Source organism: Sphingopyxis sp. JAI128 (assembly GCF_014207235.1).
GTDB lineage: Bacteria > Pseudomonadota > Alphaproteobacteria > Sphingomonadales > Sphingomonadaceae > Sphingopyxis.
This window is the reverse complement of the sequence record NZ_JACHDA010000001.1, coordinates 452,760-468,897: the sequence shown is the minus strand read 5'-3', so window position 1 is coordinate 468,897 and position 16,138 is coordinate 452,760. Positions and strand designations below refer to the sequence as shown.

The following is a 16,138-nucleotide window of genomic DNA, read 5'->3' as shown; positions in this document are numbered from 1 at the left end:
GCGTTCAGCGCGTCCGCGCGACCTTCAATGCCGCATCGCTGGCGAGCTGGTCCGCCATTTCATTGTCGCCGTGTCCCGCATGGCCCTTGACCCATATCCATTCGACCTTGTGGCGCGCGCTTTCCTTGACGAGGCGTTGCCACAGGTCGGCGTTGGCGACCGGCTTTTTGGCCGCGGTCTTCCAACCGTTCTTTTGCCAGCCGAAAACCCATTTAGTGATGCCGTCGCGGACATAGACGCTGTCGGTCGACAGTTCGACGTTGCAACTGCGCTTGAGCGCGGCGAGCGCCTCGATCGCGGCCATCAATTCCATGCGGTTGTTCGTCGTGTCGGCTTCGCCGCCCGACAGGGTCTTGACCACGTCGCCCCAGCGCAGCACCGCGCCCCAGCCGCCGGGGCCGGGATTGCCCTTGCACGCGCCATCGGTCGCGACGATCACCGTCCTGCCGGCATTTTCGGTCATGCGGCGGCGAACAGGCTGGCGGCGTCCGCCGCGCTATAGCGTAGCAGGCGGGCTAGGAAGGGCGAGGGATCCTTGCGCGTGACGAGCGCATCGGCGGGCGTGTGAACCCAGTCGTGCGCGCGCGTGAGCAGGAAGCGGAGCGAGGCGCCGCGCGCGAGGAGCGGCAGGGCAGCGGCTTCGGCCGTCGTCAGCGTGATTTCGCTGGCGTATCCGCGCATCAAAGCCCGCGCGCGCGCCGGGTCGCAATCCCGGCCATCGGGTGCAAAAGCCCAGGACGCGTGGGCGATCACAAGGTCGTAGGCCCGAAAGTCGCTCGCAGCGAAATAGAAGTCGATCAGTCCCGTGACACGGTCGCCGAGCATCAGCACATTGTCGGGAAACAGGTCGGCGTGAATGACATGCGCCGGCAGGCCGGAGGGCCAATGCGCGTCGAGATAAGCCAGTTCGGCGTCGACGATCGCCTGAAGGCCGGGAAGCACCTGGTCGAGATCGCCGGTCGCCTGCGCGACGCTGCGCCAGTGGCGATGGCCCATGCTGTTTTCACGGGTGCCGCCATATCCCTCGAGCGCGCGGTGCATCGCGCCAAGCGCGGCGCCGGCCGCTTCGCATTGCGCGGGAGTAGGCTGCGTCAGCGAAATGCCGGGCAGAAACTGGATGACGCAGGCGGCGCGGCCCGAAATTCGCTGGATTGCGACGCCTTCGCGGTCGCGCAGCATCGCCGGGACGGGACAGCCGCTGTCCGCAAGATGATTGAGTAGATCCACGAAGAAGGGCAAGTCGCCTTCGCTGACCCGCTTCTCGTAAAGCGTCAGGATGAAGCGGCCACCGGTCGTCTCAAGCAGGAAGTTGCTGTTCTCGACACCTTCGGCGATGCCCTTGCACGACAGGACGGTGCCGATGTCGTAGCGCGATACGAGCGCGGCAAGGTCGTCGGGTTCGACGTGGGTATAGACCGCCATCAGGCCGCCGCCGGTTCGAGCCCGCGCGGCAGCTTGAAGATCATATTCTCCTCGGCGGTCACGACGACCTGCTCGACGATCGGCCGATGCTTCGCAACCGTATCGATCACTTCGCGTACCAATGTTTCGGGCGCGCTCGCTCCCGCCGTGATGCCCAATGTGCCGATATCGGCAAGCCATTCGGGATCGATGTCGATGCCGCGCTGGACGAGATGGGCCGGCGTTCCCATTCGTTCGGCGACTTCGACGAGGCGCAGGCTGTTCGAGCTGTTGGGCGCGCCGATCACGATCAGGCGATCGCATTCGCCCGCGATCGCCTTGACCGCTTCCTGCCGGTTCGAGGTCGCGTAGCAGATATCCTCGCCGCGCGGTCCGCTGATCGCCGGGAAACGATGCTGAAGCGCGGCGACGATGTCGCGCGTATCGTCCACCGACAGCGTCGTCTGGGTCAGGAAGGAAAGCATGTCCGGATCGGGCGGCGACAGGTTCGCCACATCGTCGACCGATTCGACGAGCGTCATCGCGCCGTCGGGTAGCTGGCCGAGCGTGCCGATGACTTCGGGATGGCCGGCATGGCCGACGAAGACGATATGACGCCCCGCCTCGTGCGCGCGCTCGGCCTGGCGATGGACTTTCGACACGAGCGGGCAGGTCGCGTCGATATAGTCGAGCCCGCGCATTTCCGCCTTGGCCGGCACGGCCTTGGGCACGCCGTGCGCGCTGAACACGACGGGCACGCCGTCGGGAACCCGATCGAGCGATTCGACGAAAATCGCGCCCTTTGCCTTCAGCGCGTCCACGACATAACGGTTGTGGACGATTTCGTGACGGACATAGACCGGCGCGCCATATTTCTGCAGCGCCAGTTCGACGATGCGGATCGCGCGGTCGACGCCGGCGCAAAAGCCGCGCGGCGCCGCGATCAAAACCATGAGTTCTGCCGCTTCGCCGTCTTGCCGGTGCGTCGTTGAATGGGGAAGGTTCATAATGCGGGCGCTCTAGCGCAGCACCGCCATTGGGGTAAAGCGGCTTCGTCTGTGTTGCGCCTTGTTCATCGCACCGATAAGAAGCGGCGCGCATGAAGCGGGATCACCGTCCCGACGTCTGTCGATGCGCCTGTTTGGAAAGCCCGATTATCATGATGCCCATTTCGCTTCCGTCCCGTAAATTCCTGACCGTGCTGTGCGGCACGGCGGCCGTGGCGACGGTGGCGGGCTGCGCGAAGGACAATGAAATCGACGTAAACGGCGGAGTCGGTATTACAGCGACGCGCAGCGCCTGCCCGGCCGTCGCAGTGCCGCTGCATACGGGCGACGTCACCTTGTTCGACCCGGCGGCCAGCCGCGATGCGCATGCGATCGATGTCGTCGCGGCGATGACCAATGTGGTGCCCCAGTGCAACGACAGCGGGGGCGAGAAGGTTTATCAACTCGTCGATTTCGACGTCGTTGCGACGCGCCGCGAGGCCGGTCCGGCGCGCTCGATTACGCTTCCTTATTATGCGACCGTTCTGCAGGGCGGTACCGCGGTCGTCGCGAAGCGGCTTGGCAATGTAACGGTGACTTTCCCCGAGGGGCAGGTCCGCGGCACCGGCCACGCGCAGGCGTCGGCTTATGTCGATCGTGCCGCGGCGACGCTGCCCGCCGACATTCGCGAACGCATCACCCGCCGGCGCAAGGCGGGCGACCAGGACGCCGCGATCGACCCGCTGAGCCTTCCCGAAGTCCGCGCGGCAGTGCAGCGCGCCAGTTTCGAACTGCTCATCGGCTTCCAGCTGACGCAGGAGCAGCTCGAATATAACGTCCGACGATAGGATGTGCGGCGCCGCCGCGGCGCCGTTCGCCCGGTTACGCCCTGCGCGCCGCCCGGTGACGCAGGGCTTTTCGCGTGCGCCAAGCTGTTATAGGGCGCGCGCAAGACTTTCTCCGATCGAAGATAGGCCCGTCCCGTGACCCTGTTCAGCCGTTTTTCCGACCATATCGGCGTCGCGCTCGATGCGCTCGCCGCCCGCAACGCCTTGCCAGCCGGGCTCGACCGCTCGGCGATCAGTGTCGAGCCGCCGCGCGATCCCGCGCATGGCGACGTCGCGACCAACGCCGCGATGGTTCTAGCCAAGCCGGCCGGCATGAACCCGCGCGCGCTCGCGGATCTGCTCGTTGCAGAACTGGGGATGCTGGAGGAGGTGACCGAGGCGAGCGTCGCGGGCCCGGGATTCATCAACCTGCGTCTCGGCGACGACAGCTGGCGCGACGAACTGGCGCTGATTTTCAGCGAAGGCGCCGATTATGGCCGCTCGGCGATGGGACAGGGCCGGCGCGTCAATGTCGAATATGTTTCGGCGAACCCGACCGGGCCGATGCATGTCGGCCATTGCCGTGGCGCCGTCGTCGGCGATGCGCTCGCCGCGCTGCTCGAATATGCGGGGCACGAGGTGATCCGCGAATATTATGTCAATGACGCCGGCGCGCAGGTCGATGTGCTCGCCCGCTCGGTCCACATGCGCTACCGCGAGGCGCTCGGCGAGGATGTCGGCGCGATCCCCGAAGGCCTCTACCCCGGCGACTATCTGATCCCGGTCGCGAGCAGGCTGGCGACCGAATATGGCGACCGTTTCGTCGGCGCGCCCGAAAGCGCATGGCTGGGCCTGTTTCGCGCCGAAGCGGTCAGCGCGATGATGGACATGATCCGTGCCGACCTGGCCAAGCTCGGCATCCATCACGACCTCTTCTCCTCGGAGGCCGAATTGCAGGCCGCGGGCAAACCCGCCGCCGCCGAACAATGGCTGCGCGATCATGACCTGGTCTATGACGGCCAGCTTGAAGCGCCCAAGGGCGAGACACCCGAGGATTGGGAACCGGTCGAGCTGCCGCTGTTCCGATCGACAAAATTCGGCGACGATCAGGATCGCCCGATCAAGAAATCGGACGGCAGCTGGACCTATTTCGGCGCCGACCTCGCCTATCATTTCCAGAAGAGCCAGAATGCCGACGAACTGATCGACATCTGGGGCGCCGACCATGCCGGCACGGTCAAGCGGATCAAGGCCGCGGTGGCGGCGCTGACCGGCGGCAAGACGCGTTTCGACGTCAAGCTGGTGCAGATGGTCCGCCTGCTCAAAAATGGCGAGCCGTTCAAGATGTCGAAGCGCGCGGGCAATTTCGTCACTCTCGCCGATGTGGTCGACGAAGTCGGCAAGGACGCGGTGCGCTTCACCATGCTGACGCGCAAGGCCGATGCGCAGATGGATTTCGATTTCGCGAAGGTGGTCGAGGCATCGCGCGACAATCCGGTCTGGTACCTGCAATATGCCAACGCCCGCATTTCGCGGCTGCGCAAAAAGGCCGCCGATGCGGGGATTGCGTTGCCGGCACCTGCGCCCGCACGGCTGAACGCGCATGAATTGGGGCTGGTGAAGTTGCTCGCGCAATTCCCCCGGATCGTCGAGGCGGCGGCATCGGCGCGCGAACCGCACCGCATTGCGTTCTACCTCGCGGACGTCGCGGCGGCGTTCCACGCCTGGTACAATCTGGGCAATGACGATCCTGCCTCGCGCATCGTGCTCGACGATGATCCCGAATTGACTGCGACGCGGCTTTATTTGGCCGACGGAATCGGGCAGGTTATCCGCAACGGGCTGTCCCTGATGGGGGTTGAGGCGCTCGAGGAGATGAATTGATGGCCGAGGGAAAGGACGCGGGGCAGGGCGAAGCGGGGCTGGGGCTCGGTGAGGAAGATCGCCTGCCCTGGCTCGAAGCCGCCGATGGCTATGAAGACGATGGTGAGGTGTCGCCCGCGCGACTGTTGATCATGGTGCTCGGCGGCTTGCTGCTGATCGGCGCGGTGCTCGGCGGCCTGTGGTGGATCCAGAATGGCGGTGCGCGGGGGAAGGGCGAGTTGATCGCCGCGCAGGAAGGCGATTACAAGGTGGTGCCGAAGACCGACGGGGCAAAAACCTTCGAAGGGGAGGGCGATGCCAGCTTCTCCGCCAGCGAAGGCGCCGAACCCGCAGGCAAGGTCGATCCGACGCGCATGCCCGAAGAGCCCGCAGTGACCCCGCAGGAGCGCGAAGCGGCGGCGAAGACAGCCGCGGCCGATAAGGTTGCTGCCGCGAAGACGGCAAAATCTGCGCCCGCCGACAAGGGCAAGGGTAAGGGCGAGGCCGCCCCGGCGGCAACCTCGGTCAAGACGCCCGGCGGCGCGGCAAAGGCCGAACCTGCATCGGGCGGCGCGATGATCCAACTCGGCGCCTTCAGCAGCGATGCCGCGGCCGCCAAGGCATGGACCAACTTGTCGAAACGTTTCGCCTATCTGGCCGAACTCAATAAATCGGTATCGCCCGCCAAGGTGGGCAACGCGACCGTCTATCGTTTGCGCGTATCCGCAGGAACCGCCGCCAACGCATCGAATTTGTGCGGAAAATTGCGCGTTGCCGGTGAAAATTGCGTCGTCGTCCGCTGATTCGGCCCGCTTGGCCGCAGACTCCGTTGGTGCAATGCTGCCATTATGGCATGTTGCTTGCCCGGATTGCCGCATGAGGGGGCGGCGATCGATGGAGATTGACGCACGATGATACCGGCTATTTTCGGCCTGTCGGGCCTGACCCTCACCGACGACGAGCGCGCTTTCTTTCGCGACAGCGACCCCGCGGGCTATATCCTGTTCGGGCGCAACATCGAAAATCGCGAACAGCTGCGCCGCTTGACCGACGAATTGCGCAGCCTCGACGGACGCGCGAACCTGCCGATCCTGATCGACCAGGAGGGCGGGCGTGTGGCGCGCATGAAGTCGCCTGAATGGCCCGCTTTCCCGAGCGGCGCGGCGTTCGATGCGCTGTACGAGCGTGCGCCGGCGAGCGCGATCGAGGCGGCGCGGCTCAATGCCATGGCGCTCGCGGCGATGCTGTCCGAGGTCGGGATTACGGTCGATTGCCTGCCGCTGCTCGACGTCCGCCAGCCGGGTGCGAGCGACGTCATCGGCGATCGCGCGCTGGGCAGCGAGCCGATGCGCGTTGCGGCGCTCGGCCGCGCGATCTTGGGCGGGCTGCAGGATGGCGGCGTCGTCGGTATCGTCAAGCATATCCCGGGACACGGGCGCGCCGTGCTCGATTCGCACAAGGAACTGCCGGTCGTCACGGCGCCAGACCGCGATCTCCAGACCGATCTGGCGCCCTTTGCCGCGCTGCGCGACGCGGCGATGGCGATGACCTGTCACGTCGTCTTTACCGCCTGGGATGCCGATCGGCCGGCGACGCTCTCTCCGATCGTCATCGACAGCGTCATCCGCCAGCGCATCGGGTTCCACGGCCTGCTGCTGAGCGACGACCTCGATATGGAGGCGCTGTCGGGCGATGTGCCCTCGCGCGCCGCCGCCGCGGTTGCAGCCGGATGCGATATCGCGCTCAATTGCTGGGGCAAGATGGACGATATGGTGGGTATCGCCCATGCGCTCGACCCGATCAGCGCCGTGTCGCAGGCGCGGCTGGAGGGGGCTATGGACCGGATCGCGGGTGCGGCCGACCACCGGGCCTTTGCCACGCTGGTCGATCAGCGCGACGCGCTGCTGGCGATCGCCTGACGCGCGATGGACGAACTGCCGCTCGCCTTTGAAACGACGGTGGCGGCCCCCGAACGCGACGATGCCCTGCAGCTGTCGCTCGAAAGCTGGGAAGGCCCGCTCGACCTGCTGCTCGCGCTGGCGCGAAGCCAAAAGGTCGACCTCAAGCAGATATCGATCCTTGCCCTCGTCGAGCAATATCTGACCTTTATTGCCGAAGCGCGCGAGCTGAAGCTGGAGGTGGCGGCCGATTATCTGGTGATGGCGGCGTGGCTCGCCTACCTCAAATCGGCGCTCCTGCTTCCCAAGGACCCGCTCGAGGACCCATCCCCCGACGAACTGGCGCTGCGCCTGCAATTGCGCTTGCAGAGGCTGGCGGCGATGCGCGAGGCGGCGGCCCGCCTGCTGGCACGCGATCGCGTCGGGCGCGACGTGTTCCTGCGCGCGAAGCCCGAGGGCCTGCGCGACGTCCGGGTGCGGCGGTGGGATGCCAGCCTGTACGATCTTCTGTCGGCCTATGGCCAGGTCAAGCTGCGCAACGAACCGGTCGTCCATATGGTCTCGCGGCGGCCGGTCGTTACGCTCGACGCCGCGCTCCATCACCTCCAGCGAATGCTGGGGGTAAAGCTCGATTGGGCCGAACTGTCCGATTTCCTTCCGGCGGATTATGATGGCCCGCTACGCCGTTCGGCCATCGCGTCGAGTTTTGTCGCCGCGCTCGAGCTGGCGCGGCAGGGCCGCGTCGACCTGAAGCAGGACGGCGCATTCGAACCCCTTTACCTGAAAGCCGCACAAGCATGATCGACGACCTCGAACGCGCGATAGAGGCCATGTTGTTCGCGAGTGACGAGCCGCTCGACGCGCGGCAGGTGGCGAACCGGCTCGGCGACGAGATGACGCCGGGCGAGGTCCGCGGGATCATTGTGGCGATCGCCGCGCGCCATGCGGGGAGCGGGATCGAACTGGTCGAACGCGGCGGGCATTGGCATTTCCAGACGCCGGCCGACCTTGCGCACCTGCTGCGCCGCGAACGCGACGATCCGCGCAAATTGTCGCGTGCGGCGGCCGAGGTCTTGGCCATCGTCGCCTATCATGAACCGGTGAGCCGCGCGGAGATCGAGGCGATCCGCGGGGTCCAGACGTCGAAAGGCACGCTGGACGTCTTGATGGAGGCCGAATGGATCGTGCCCGCGGGGCGGCGCGAGGTGCCCGGACGTCCGCTGATCTACAAGACCACCGACGCATTTTTGCAGCATTTCGGGCTTAGCAGCCGCAAGGATTTGCCGGGTATCGAAGATCTGCGCGCCGCAGGCCTGCTCGATCCGGTCGATCTGGCTTTCGAAGAAGCGATGGGCGAACTGGACCTGGTCAAGGACGGCGAAGAAGCCTGACGTTTTTTTCAATCGTATCGTGCATTCGGCGGGGCTTCGCCCTATATGGGCGGCTCAAGGAGATTTGAGATGGGTGGTTTGAGCATCTGGCACTGGCTGATCGTCGGGATTCTGGTCCTGCTGCTGTTCGGCAAGGGCCGCTTTTCGGACATGATGGGCGATGTCGCCAAAGGCATCAAAAGCTTCAAGAAGGGCATGGCCGACGATGATGCGCCGACCCCGGCGCCCAAGCAGATCGAAGGCCAGCGCGTCCCCGACGCGCCGGCGCCGACCCCGACCGCGGAAACCGAAAACCGCTGATTTCCGACCGCCTGCGGGGATTGGGCTTTTAAATGTTTGATGTCGCGCCCACCGAGTTGTTGCTCGTCGTGGCGGTGGCCCTGGTCGTCATCGGCCCCAAGGACCTCCCCAAGGCGATGCGTTTCGTCGGAAAATGGATGGGCAAGGCGCGCGGCATGGCGCGTCACTTTCGCGCAGGACTCGACACGATGATGCGCGAGGCCGAACTCGAAGAGCTCGAGAAGCAGTGGCGCGAGCAAAACGAAGCGATCATGCGCGAATTTCCCCGCATCGACGGGCCCGATGCCGTCGCGGCCTCGACCCCCGTGAAAGCCGAAAAGGCGGACGAGACGCCGGAGCCGCAGGCGGCTGCAGTACCTGAAAAGTCCGAGACGCATGAAATCCCGCCGCGCGACGGGCCGCTGCCATGAGCGAGGAGATGCCCGAAAAACCGGCCGACGAGGACGGTGCTGGCGGCAAGATGCCGCTGCTCGACCACCTGATCGAGCTGCGGTCGCGCCTGCTCAAGTCGCTGCTTGCAGTCGCGCTCGCCTTCGGCGTCTGCTTTTATTTCGCGCGGCCGATTTTCGCGATCCTCGTCCAGCCGCTGATCGCGGCGGGGCAGGGCAAGCTGATTTATACCCAGCTGTTCGAAGCTTTTTTCGTCGAGGTGAAAGTCGCCTTCTTCGCGTCGATGATGATCGCCTTTCCGGTGATTGCAAACCAGCTCTGGAAATTCGTCGCGCCAGGGCTTTATCGTCAGGAAAAGCGGGCGTTGCTGCCCTTTCTGTTCGCGACCCCGCTGTTGTTCGCTATCGGCGCCAGCTTCGCCTATTTCATCACCATCCCGCTCGCGCTGCGCTTCCTGCTCGGTTTTCAGGGCGATGTCGGCGGAGTGACGCAGGAAGCACTGCCCTCGGTCGGCAATTACCTGGACTTCACCATGCAATTCATCATGGCGTTCGGGATCGCGTTCCTGTTGCCGATCCTGCTGATGCTCATCGAGCGCGCCGGCCTCGTCAGCCGCGACCAGCTGATTTCGGCGCGGCGCTATATGATCGTCGCGGCCTTTGCGATCGCGGCGGTTGCCACCCCGCCGGATATCCTGAGCCAGTTCCTGCTCGCGGTGCCGTTGATCCTGCTCTACGAGATTTCGATCTTTGCGATCTGGTTTACCCAGCGCCGACGCAAAACAGGCGCCGAAGAGGCGCCTGTCGAGCCTCTCGAAGAGGCTTAGGGTAAGTTATTCAAGATCAGTTGATGGCGTCGCTACCAGCCTGACCGACGGATTCGATATCGCGGCCAGCACCCTTCACCGTGTTGCAACCAGTGACCAGAACGCTTGCCAGCAGGGCGAGGAAAATTGCACGGAAGCTCGTCATATTACCAACCTCTCAGGATATGTTGCAAAATGGCCCGGCACGCTTCGAGGGGGGGGAGGGAATGCGGGCCGGGCCAATGTTGCTGAGCAGCGCTGCGGGGGGGCGATGACCGCTGCTCGAATGGAAAACGACCGATGCGGCGGATAAGTTCCCGAAATAAATTGCCGCGATAAAATTTTTTTCCGATGCTTTGAATCGATTGGATTCCAGCGACTTGCTCTCAGAGCGAGGTCAGTCCGCTGAGGACCGCCAGCCCCAGGAAGGCGAGAAAGCCCATGGAATCGGTCGTCATCGTGACGAAAATCGAACTCGCCACCGCCGGGTCCTGATCGAGCCGGTCGAGCAGGAGCGGGATCGCCACCCCGGAAACGCCCGCGACGAAAATGTTCACAATCATCGCCGCGGCGATGACGCCGCCAAGCTGCGGATTGCCGAACCACAGCGCGGTCGCGGTGCCGGCGATGAGCGCAATCGTCCCGCCGTTCAGCAAGGCGATCTTCATTTCGCGCCAGATCGCACGCCAGCTGTTCGAATCGGTAAGCTGGTTCATCGCCAGCGCGCGGACGGTCACCGCGAGCGTCTGGGTCCCGGCGTTTCCGCCGACCCCCGCGACGATCGGCATCAGCGCCGCGAGCGCAACCATATGTTCGATCGCTCCGCCGAAGAAGCCGACGATCGATGAAGCCAGCAGCGCGGTGCCCAGATTGGCGACGAGCCAGCGGACGCGCGCGCTATAGGTTTCGCGGATCGGTTCGTTGATGTCGCCATCGCCGGCGCCCGACAGACGCAATATATCCTCGCCCGCCTCTTCCTGGATGATGTGGACGATATCATCGACCGTGATCATACCGACCAGCCGGCCGTCCTTGTCGACGACGGCGGCAGAGATCAGCGCATATTTCTGAAAGCGCAGCGCAACCTCTTCCTGATCCATATCGACGGGGATCAACGTCTGTTCGCGTTTCATGACATCGCTGATCGCGATGTCGCGCGGCGTCCGCAGGATCCAGCTGAGCTGGCAGGTGCCCACCGGCTTGTGCATCGGGTCGACAACAAAGATTTCCCAGAAATCGCTGGCGAGTTCGGTATCTTCGCGGAGGCGATCGATCACATCGCCGACCGTCACATGCTCGGGCACCGCGACCAGGTCGCGCTGCATCAGGCGGCCCGCCGATTCCTCGGGGAAGGAGAGCGCGTCCTCGATCGCGGCGCGATCCTCGGGCTCCATCGCCTGAAGGACGGCTTGTTGCTCGTCCTCCTCCATATCCTCGATGATCGCAACCGCGTCGTCGGTATCGAGTTCGGAGGCCAGCTCGGCCACTTGCTCTGGCGCGAGAAGGTCGATCAGTTCCTCGCGGACATAATCGTTCATTTCCGCGAGCACGTCGGCGGAAAGCATGTCGCCGAGGACCGCCGCGAGCATCGGGCGTTCGTCGGTGCGTGCGAGTTCGAACAGGTCGGCGATGTCGGCGGGGTGGAGACGGCCGACGCGCTCGCGCGCCGCCTCGCCTTCGCCCGCCTCGGCAAGATCGATCACGTCGCGGACGAATTCGGGTTTCAACCGATCGTCCTCGTCCAGTTCGGTCTCGGCTTCGCGCGGCGCGGGTTGGCGATCCTCGACGATCTCCGCGTCTTCAGGTGGCAGGGAATCTTCGCGTTTGTCCATCGCGCGGTCCTCCCTGGCTTTTGCGGCGTCCGAGCTTTCCCCTAGTGCTGCGGCCCGCCGAAGGCAACGCCGCGAACGGCGTTTTGCGAATTAATACGTGGCATTGGCGGCGACCCCCGCTATGGGACCGCCAACACAGACCGCAGGAGTTTCAACATGTCCGACACCCTCACGCTTTCGCTGTCGACCGGCGATGTCGTCATCCGCCTTCGCCCCGATCTTGCGCCGCAGCATGTCGAGCGCATCACTACGCTGGCGAAAGAAGGGTTCTACGATGGCGTCGTTTTCCATCGCGTGATTCCGGGCTTCATGGCGCAGGGCGGCGACCCGACGGGCACCGGCATGGGCGGGAGCGAGCTGCCCGACCTGCCGCAGGAATTCAGCGGCGAGCCGCACGTCCGCGGCGTTTGTTCGATGGCGCGGGCGCAGAATCCGAACAGCGCGAACAGCCAGTTCTTCATTTGCTTCGAGGACGCGCGTTTCCTCGACAACCAATATACGGTCTGGGGCGAAGTGACCGAAGGCATGGAAAATGTCGACGCGCTGCCCAAGGGCGAGCCGCCGCGCGAACCCGGCAAGATCGTCAAGGCGACCGTTTCGTAATCGACGACCGCAATCCTCCCCGTGCCGCAGGCATGGGGAGGGGGACCAGCCGGAGCATGGCGGAGGGGCTGCGAGCATCGCGAGCGCTTCGCGCTCTGCCCCTCCGTCAGCCGCGATGCGGCTGCCACCCCCCATCGCTGCGCGGCAGGGAGGATCAACAACGCGAGCTAGTCGCCCAGAAATCCGTTGAGGCGTTCGCAGGCGGCGATCCAGTCTTCCTTGAACGCCTGCACCACCTGTCCAGCCCCCATCGCCTCGTTCATCAGGCCGACGCCTTGGCCCACCCAATAGGTTGCGAGCGCCTTTGCGCCTTCGTGCCCGCCTTCGGACAATTTATCGACCTTGCGCAACGCGGGTTCGCTGACGAGCGACTGCAGCGGCATCGGCAGCGGTTTGGGCGCGCCGTCGGCTTCCCACGCATCGGTCCAGGGCGAACGGAGCTGGCGCGAGGGTTTGCCGGTGCGGCTTTTCGAGCGTACCGTGTCGCGCGCCGATGCGGCGAGCATCTTTTCCTTCACGACCGGGTTGGTTTCGGCCTCGGCAGTGGTGAGCCAGACCGATCCGCACCAGGCGCCATGCGCGCCCATCGCCATCGCCGCTGCCATCTGGCGTCCGGTGACGATGCCGCCGGCGGCGAGGATGGGGGTGTTGGCGCCGACGGCTTCGACCGCCGCCGCGACTTCGGGGACGAGGACCATCGTCGCGACTTCGCCGCAATGGCCGCCTGCTTCGCCGCCCGCGACGACGAGGATGTCGACGCCTGCGCGAACCTGCGCCAGCGCATGGTCGCGCGTGCCGACGAGCGCGGCGACGGGGACATTGTGGCGCTTGCCGAGTTCGAGCATCAGCGGCGGCGGAACGCCGAGCGCGTTGGCGATCAGCTTGATCGGGTGGCGAAAAGCGACCTCGAGGAGCTTTGCGGCCCCATCCGCGTGCATATTGTCGCCAAAGCTCTGGCGCGTCTCCATCGCGGCTTCGAGTCCCGCCGCGTCGACGTCGAACTTGCCGAGCAGGTCAGCGGCGAATTGCAGGTGCGTGTCCGGCACTTTCGCGGCGGCGGGCGAGGGCGCGTCGCCCTTGCCGGCGAAGCTGTTGGGAACGATCAGGTCGACGCCATAGGGGCGGCCGCCGATATGTTCGTCAATCCACGCCAGTTCCTCTTCGAGCCGTTCGGGCGGCAGCGCGGCGGCGCCGAAGACGCCCATGCCGCCCGCCTTTGACACGGCGACCACGACGTCGCGGCAGTGCGAGAAGGCGAGAAGGGGAAATTCGATACCGAGCATTGCGCATATGGGGGATTGCATTTGGCCTCTCCGATGTTGGCTAAGGTGCCGGGTGGCGTCCATGTCAGCGCTAGTTTACGTAAACGTCAAGTTGATTTGCCGGTCCAGCCGATTATCGGAGGGCACATGACCCAGTTTTCCCTGCCCGAATTCGATCTCGATGCCTTTGTCCGCGCCACTTTGGCAGAGGATCTGGGGGCGGGGGGCGACATCACGTCGATGGCGACGATCCCCGCCGATGCGCGCTTCGGCGGGGTGATGGACAGCCGCGATGCGATCATCGTCGCGGGGCTGCCGATCGCCGAACGTTTCTTTCGCGCGCTCGATCCTGCCATGGCGATCGAGATATTGGTCGAGGAAGGCGCCGAAGTTGCCGCGGGCAGCGACCTGATGCGCCTGTCGGGCAACGCGCGCGCGATGCTGACCGCCGAACGCTCGGCGCTCAACACGGTGCAGCATTTGTCGGGCATCGCGACGATGACGCGCCAATATGTCGATGCGCTCGCGGGAACCGGCGCGACTTTGCTCGACACGCGCAAGACGATCCCGGGCCTGCGCGTGCTGGAGAAATATGCAACGCGCATGGGCGGCGCGAAGAATCACCGCATGGGCCTGTGGGACGCGGCGATGATCAAGGACAATCATGTCGCGGTCGCGGGATCGGTCGAGGAAGCGGTGCAGCGGGCGGTCGCAGCGGGAATCGCCGACATCATCGTCGAGGTCGACCGCGTCGCGCAGGTCGAACCCGCGCTTGCCGCCGGGGCGACGCACCTGCTGCTCGACAATATGGACCTGGGCGAGCTGCGCCAGTGCGTCGCGCTGGTGGACGGCAAGGTGCCGACCGAGGCGTCGGGCGGGGTACGGCTCGACACGATCCGCGAGATCGGCGCGACGGGCGTGACCTATGTGTCGGTCGGGCGGCTGACCCAGTCGGCGCCGGCGGCGGACATCGGGCTCGACTTTGCGCTGGCTTAGCGCAGCGGCGCTGCCGCTGGCGCTGATGCCGGTCGCGGCCGGGGCGCAGGCGCTGGCCTGTTCGGTTCCTGATCGCATATCGGTGCCGCGGATCGAACAGCCGAAGCGCGGCGAACCGGTGCGCAATCCGAAGGCGACGGGCTATCTGCTGGCGATGAGCTGGTCGCCGCAGCATTGCGCCGGCGTGCGGAACCCGCGCGATGCGCGCGACCGGTTCCAATGTTCGGGCGAGAGCGGGCGGTTCGGCTGGGTGCTGCACGGGCTGTGGCCCGAAACCGACAGTCCCGGCTATCCGCAATGGTGCCGCCCGGCCAGGATCGTGCCGCAGCCGGTATTGCGCAAACATATGTGCATGACCCCGTCGGTTCAGCTGCTGCAACATGAATGGGCGAAGCATGGGACGTGCATGAGCCCGAACCCGGCCGCCTATTTCCGGTCGGCGGCGATATTGTTCGGCGCGGTGCGCTTTCCCGACATGAAGGCGCTGGCGGCGAGGCCGCAGACCGCGGGCGGCATCCGCCGCGCTTTCGCCGCTGCCAATCGCGGGATTTCGGAGCCGATGATCGCGGTATCGACCGACCGGCAGGGGTGGTTGAAGGAAGTGCGGCTGTGCCTCGGCCCGCGAATGCGGCCGCAGCGGTGCAAGCCGTTTCAGGCGGGGGCGGCCGATCGGAAGGCGGTGCGCGTGCGACCGATGGCGGGCGGCTGACGTCCCGCTTTGGCACGGGACAGATGTTAACGATCTTTTAACCTTACCGAGCCGTTAAGAAATTCCTAGCTTGCGGCATGGACTCGGAAAGTCATGTCGATATTCGCCGCCTTATCCGCGAGCATGGCGCGCGCCAGGTAACGATCGCGCGGTTGAACGCGCCCGAAAGTTGGCAGGGCGAGTTGCGCACGGCGCTGGCGGCGCACCGCGAACCGTCGACCATCTTTTCGAACAATGATTTCCGGCTGTTCCTCCAGAGTTTCGCGATCTTCTTTACCGCGACGATGATGTTCTTGATCTGAAGCGGCGGGTTTCCGCTGGTTGAACGATCTGGCCTACCCCTACCGTTCGTCGAAATGCCCCCGGGCCGGACGCCGATGAGTGTCTCGACTTCGCTCGATACGAGCAGGAAAAGAGGTTCGTCGGCTGGCGAGCGATTGCGGAAATTCCTCCTCCCCCTGGCTTCGCGACGGGGAGGATTGGCGGGAAGCGACCGGAAGCTGCCGTTTTGGTTCTTATGGCTTCGTCATTCCCGCGAAAGCGGGAACCCCGTGTGGGGTAAGCCGACGCACGCTCCGTGTTCCCGCTTTCGGGGGAACACCATTATTATAATGCGATTCAAGTACCAATCCAGCGAGCAGAACGGCACTTCTATGGTTCAGCGAACTGAAGGGAGGCATCCACCGCATCAGTTCAATACACTCTGTCGTCCAGGTTATCGCGCATGCCAATGATTCCCAATTCGGGCTCGCAGGGACCCTATGGGATGTCGATCGCGCCTTGGCGGATGCTCGGCAGATCGACAGCGGAACGGTCTGGGTCGATCAGAATCTTGCAATCGACCCGGTCTTGCCGTTTCGCAGTTTCAATTAGTC

General features: G+C 65.0%; 19 protein-coding genes and 1 pseudogene. 14 read left to right on the top strand and 6 right to left on the bottom strand.

Annotated elements, in window-relative coordinates:
* Positions 1–4: 4 nt before the first annotated feature.
* From rnhA to ispH, 3 genes are read right to left on the bottom strand one after another with little or no spacing between them, the layout of a single operon-like run.
* A complete protein-coding gene (gene rnhA, locus HDC35_RS02265) occupies positions 5–463 on the bottom strand; it encodes a ribonuclease HI (RefSeq protein ID WP_184643247.1) in 459 nt (152 codons plus the stop codon).
* Positions 460–1,422 (bottom strand): homoserine kinase, encoded by a 963-nt coding sequence (thrB, locus tag HDC35_RS02260; RefSeq protein ID WP_184643246.1) that lies wholly within the window; start codon positions 1,420–1,422, stop codon positions 460–462. Before thrB ends, rnhA begins: the two co-directional genes overlap by 4 nt.
* Positions 1,422–2,354, bottom strand: coding sequence for a 4-hydroxy-3-methylbut-2-enyl diphosphate reductase (gene ispH, locus HDC35_RS02255; RefSeq protein ID WP_184643245.1), 933 nt, complete (start codon positions 2,352–2,354; stop codon positions 1,422–1,424). Before ispH ends, thrB begins: the two co-directional genes overlap by 1 nt.
* A 206-nt stretch (positions 2,355–2,560) precedes the next feature.
* Between ispH and HDC35_RS02250 the strand changes: the two genes are divergently transcribed.
* From HDC35_RS02250 to tatC, 9 genes are all read left to right on the top strand, one after another.
* The gene (locus tag HDC35_RS02250; RefSeq protein ID WP_184643242.1) at positions 2,561–3,235 is read left to right on the top strand and encodes a hypothetical protein; all 675 of its coding nucleotides are present in this window, start codon (positions 2,561–2,563) and stop codon (positions 3,233–3,235) included.
* A gap of 135 nt (positions 3,236–3,370) precedes the next feature.
* The gene (argS, locus tag HDC35_RS02245) at positions 3,371–5,098 is read left to right on the top strand and encodes an arginine--tRNA ligase (protein WP_184643241.1); all 1,728 of its coding nucleotides are present in this window, start codon (positions 3,371–3,373) and stop codon (positions 5,096–5,098) included.
* Positions 5,098–5,880, top strand: coding sequence for an SPOR domain-containing protein (locus HDC35_RS02240; RefSeq protein WP_184643239.1), 783 nt, complete (start codon positions 5,098–5,100; stop codon positions 5,878–5,880). The genes argS and HDC35_RS02240 overlap by 1 nt, the downstream gene beginning before the upstream one ends.
* A 108-nt stretch (positions 5,881–5,988) precedes the next feature.
* Positions 5,989–6,996 carry a beta-N-acetylhexosaminidase gene (nagZ, locus tag HDC35_RS02235; RefSeq protein WP_184643237.1) on the top strand — a complete coding sequence of 336 codons (1,008 nt, stop codon included), beginning with the start codon at positions 5,989–5,991 and terminating at the stop codon, positions 6,994–6,996.
* A gap of 6 nt (positions 6,997–7,002) precedes the next feature.
* Positions 7,003–7,776, top strand: coding sequence for a ScpA family protein (locus HDC35_RS02230; protein WP_184643235.1), 774 nt, complete (start codon positions 7,003–7,005; stop codon positions 7,774–7,776).
* Positions 7,773–8,366: an SMC-Scp complex subunit ScpB gene (scpB, locus tag HDC35_RS02225; protein ID WP_184643233.1), complete on the top strand. Its 594-nt coding sequence runs from the start codon at positions 7,773–7,775 to the stop codon at positions 8,364–8,366. Before HDC35_RS02230 ends, scpB begins: the two co-directional genes overlap by 4 nt.
* Positions 8,367–8,435: 69 nt before the next feature.
* Positions 8,436–8,666 carry a twin-arginine translocase TatA/TatE family subunit gene (locus HDC35_RS02220; protein WP_058803009.1) on the top strand — a complete coding sequence of 77 codons (231 nt, stop codon included), beginning with the start codon at positions 8,436–8,438 and terminating at the stop codon, positions 8,664–8,666.
* 32 nt (positions 8,667–8,698) lie between these two features.
* Positions 8,699–9,076, top strand: a complete 378-nt coding sequence (tatB, locus tag HDC35_RS19535) for a Sec-independent protein translocase protein TatB (protein ID WP_260397444.1) — start codon at positions 8,699–8,701, stop codon at positions 9,074–9,076.
* An 8-nt stretch (positions 9,077–9,084) separates the two neighbouring features.
* Positions 9,085–9,882, top strand: coding sequence for a twin-arginine translocase subunit TatC (gene tatC, locus HDC35_RS02210; RefSeq protein ID WP_260397443.1), 798 nt, complete (start codon positions 9,085–9,087; stop codon positions 9,880–9,882).
* Between the two features lie 16 nt (positions 9,883–9,898).
* Here tatC and HDC35_RS02205 read toward each other — a convergent pair whose 3' ends face one another.
* Positions 9,899–10,027: an entericidin A/B family lipoprotein gene (locus tag HDC35_RS02205; RefSeq protein WP_058803006.1), complete on the bottom strand. Its 129-nt coding sequence runs from the start codon at positions 10,025–10,027 to the stop codon at positions 9,899–9,901.
* Between the two features lie 220 nt (positions 10,028–10,247).
* Complete coding sequence (mgtE, locus tag HDC35_RS02200) at positions 10,248–11,693, bottom strand: magnesium transporter (RefSeq protein ID WP_184643228.1); 1,446 nt, start codon at positions 11,691–11,693, stop codon at positions 10,248–10,250.
* Between the two features lie 156 nt (positions 11,694–11,849).
* Here mgtE and HDC35_RS02195 point away from each other — a divergent pair, with 156 nt between their 5' ends.
* The gene (locus HDC35_RS02195; RefSeq protein WP_184643226.1) at positions 11,850–12,296 is read left to right on the top strand and encodes a peptidylprolyl isomerase; all 447 of its coding nucleotides are present in this window, start codon (positions 11,850–11,852) and stop codon (positions 12,294–12,296) included.
* Positions 12,297–12,463: 167 nt separating this feature from the next.
* Here the strand turns inward: HDC35_RS02195 and HDC35_RS02190 are convergent, their stop codons facing one another.
* Positions 12,464–13,600 carry a nitronate monooxygenase family protein gene (locus HDC35_RS02190; protein WP_184643223.1) on the bottom strand — a complete coding sequence of 379 codons (1,137 nt, stop codon included), beginning with the start codon at positions 13,598–13,600 and terminating at the stop codon, positions 12,464–12,466.
* 105 nt (positions 13,601–13,705) lie between these two features.
* Between HDC35_RS02190 and nadC the strand changes: the two genes are divergently transcribed.
* The 4 genes and pseudogenes from nadC to HDC35_RS02170 all read left to right on the top strand — a co-directional run.
* Entirely contained in the window at positions 13,706–14,554 is an 849-nt protein-coding gene (gene nadC / locus HDC35_RS02185) for a carboxylating nicotinate-nucleotide diphosphorylase (RefSeq protein WP_184643221.1), read from the top strand.
* Complete coding sequence (locus HDC35_RS02180) at positions 14,541–15,263, top strand: ribonuclease T2 family protein (RefSeq protein ID WP_260397440.1); 723 nt, start codon at positions 14,541–14,543, stop codon at positions 15,261–15,263. The genes nadC and HDC35_RS02180 overlap by 14 nt, the downstream gene beginning before the upstream one ends.
* Before the next feature lie 77 nt (positions 15,264–15,340).
* Positions 15,341–15,565, top strand: coding sequence for a hypothetical protein (locus HDC35_RS02175; RefSeq protein ID WP_184643219.1), 225 nt, complete (start codon positions 15,341–15,343; stop codon positions 15,563–15,565).
* Positions 15,566–15,926: 361 nt separating this feature from the next.
* Positions 15,927–16,136, top strand: a pseudogene (locus tag HDC35_RS02170) (aldehyde dehydrogenase family protein); the annotation flags it as partial.
* Positions 16,137–16,138: the final 2 nt, after the last annotated feature.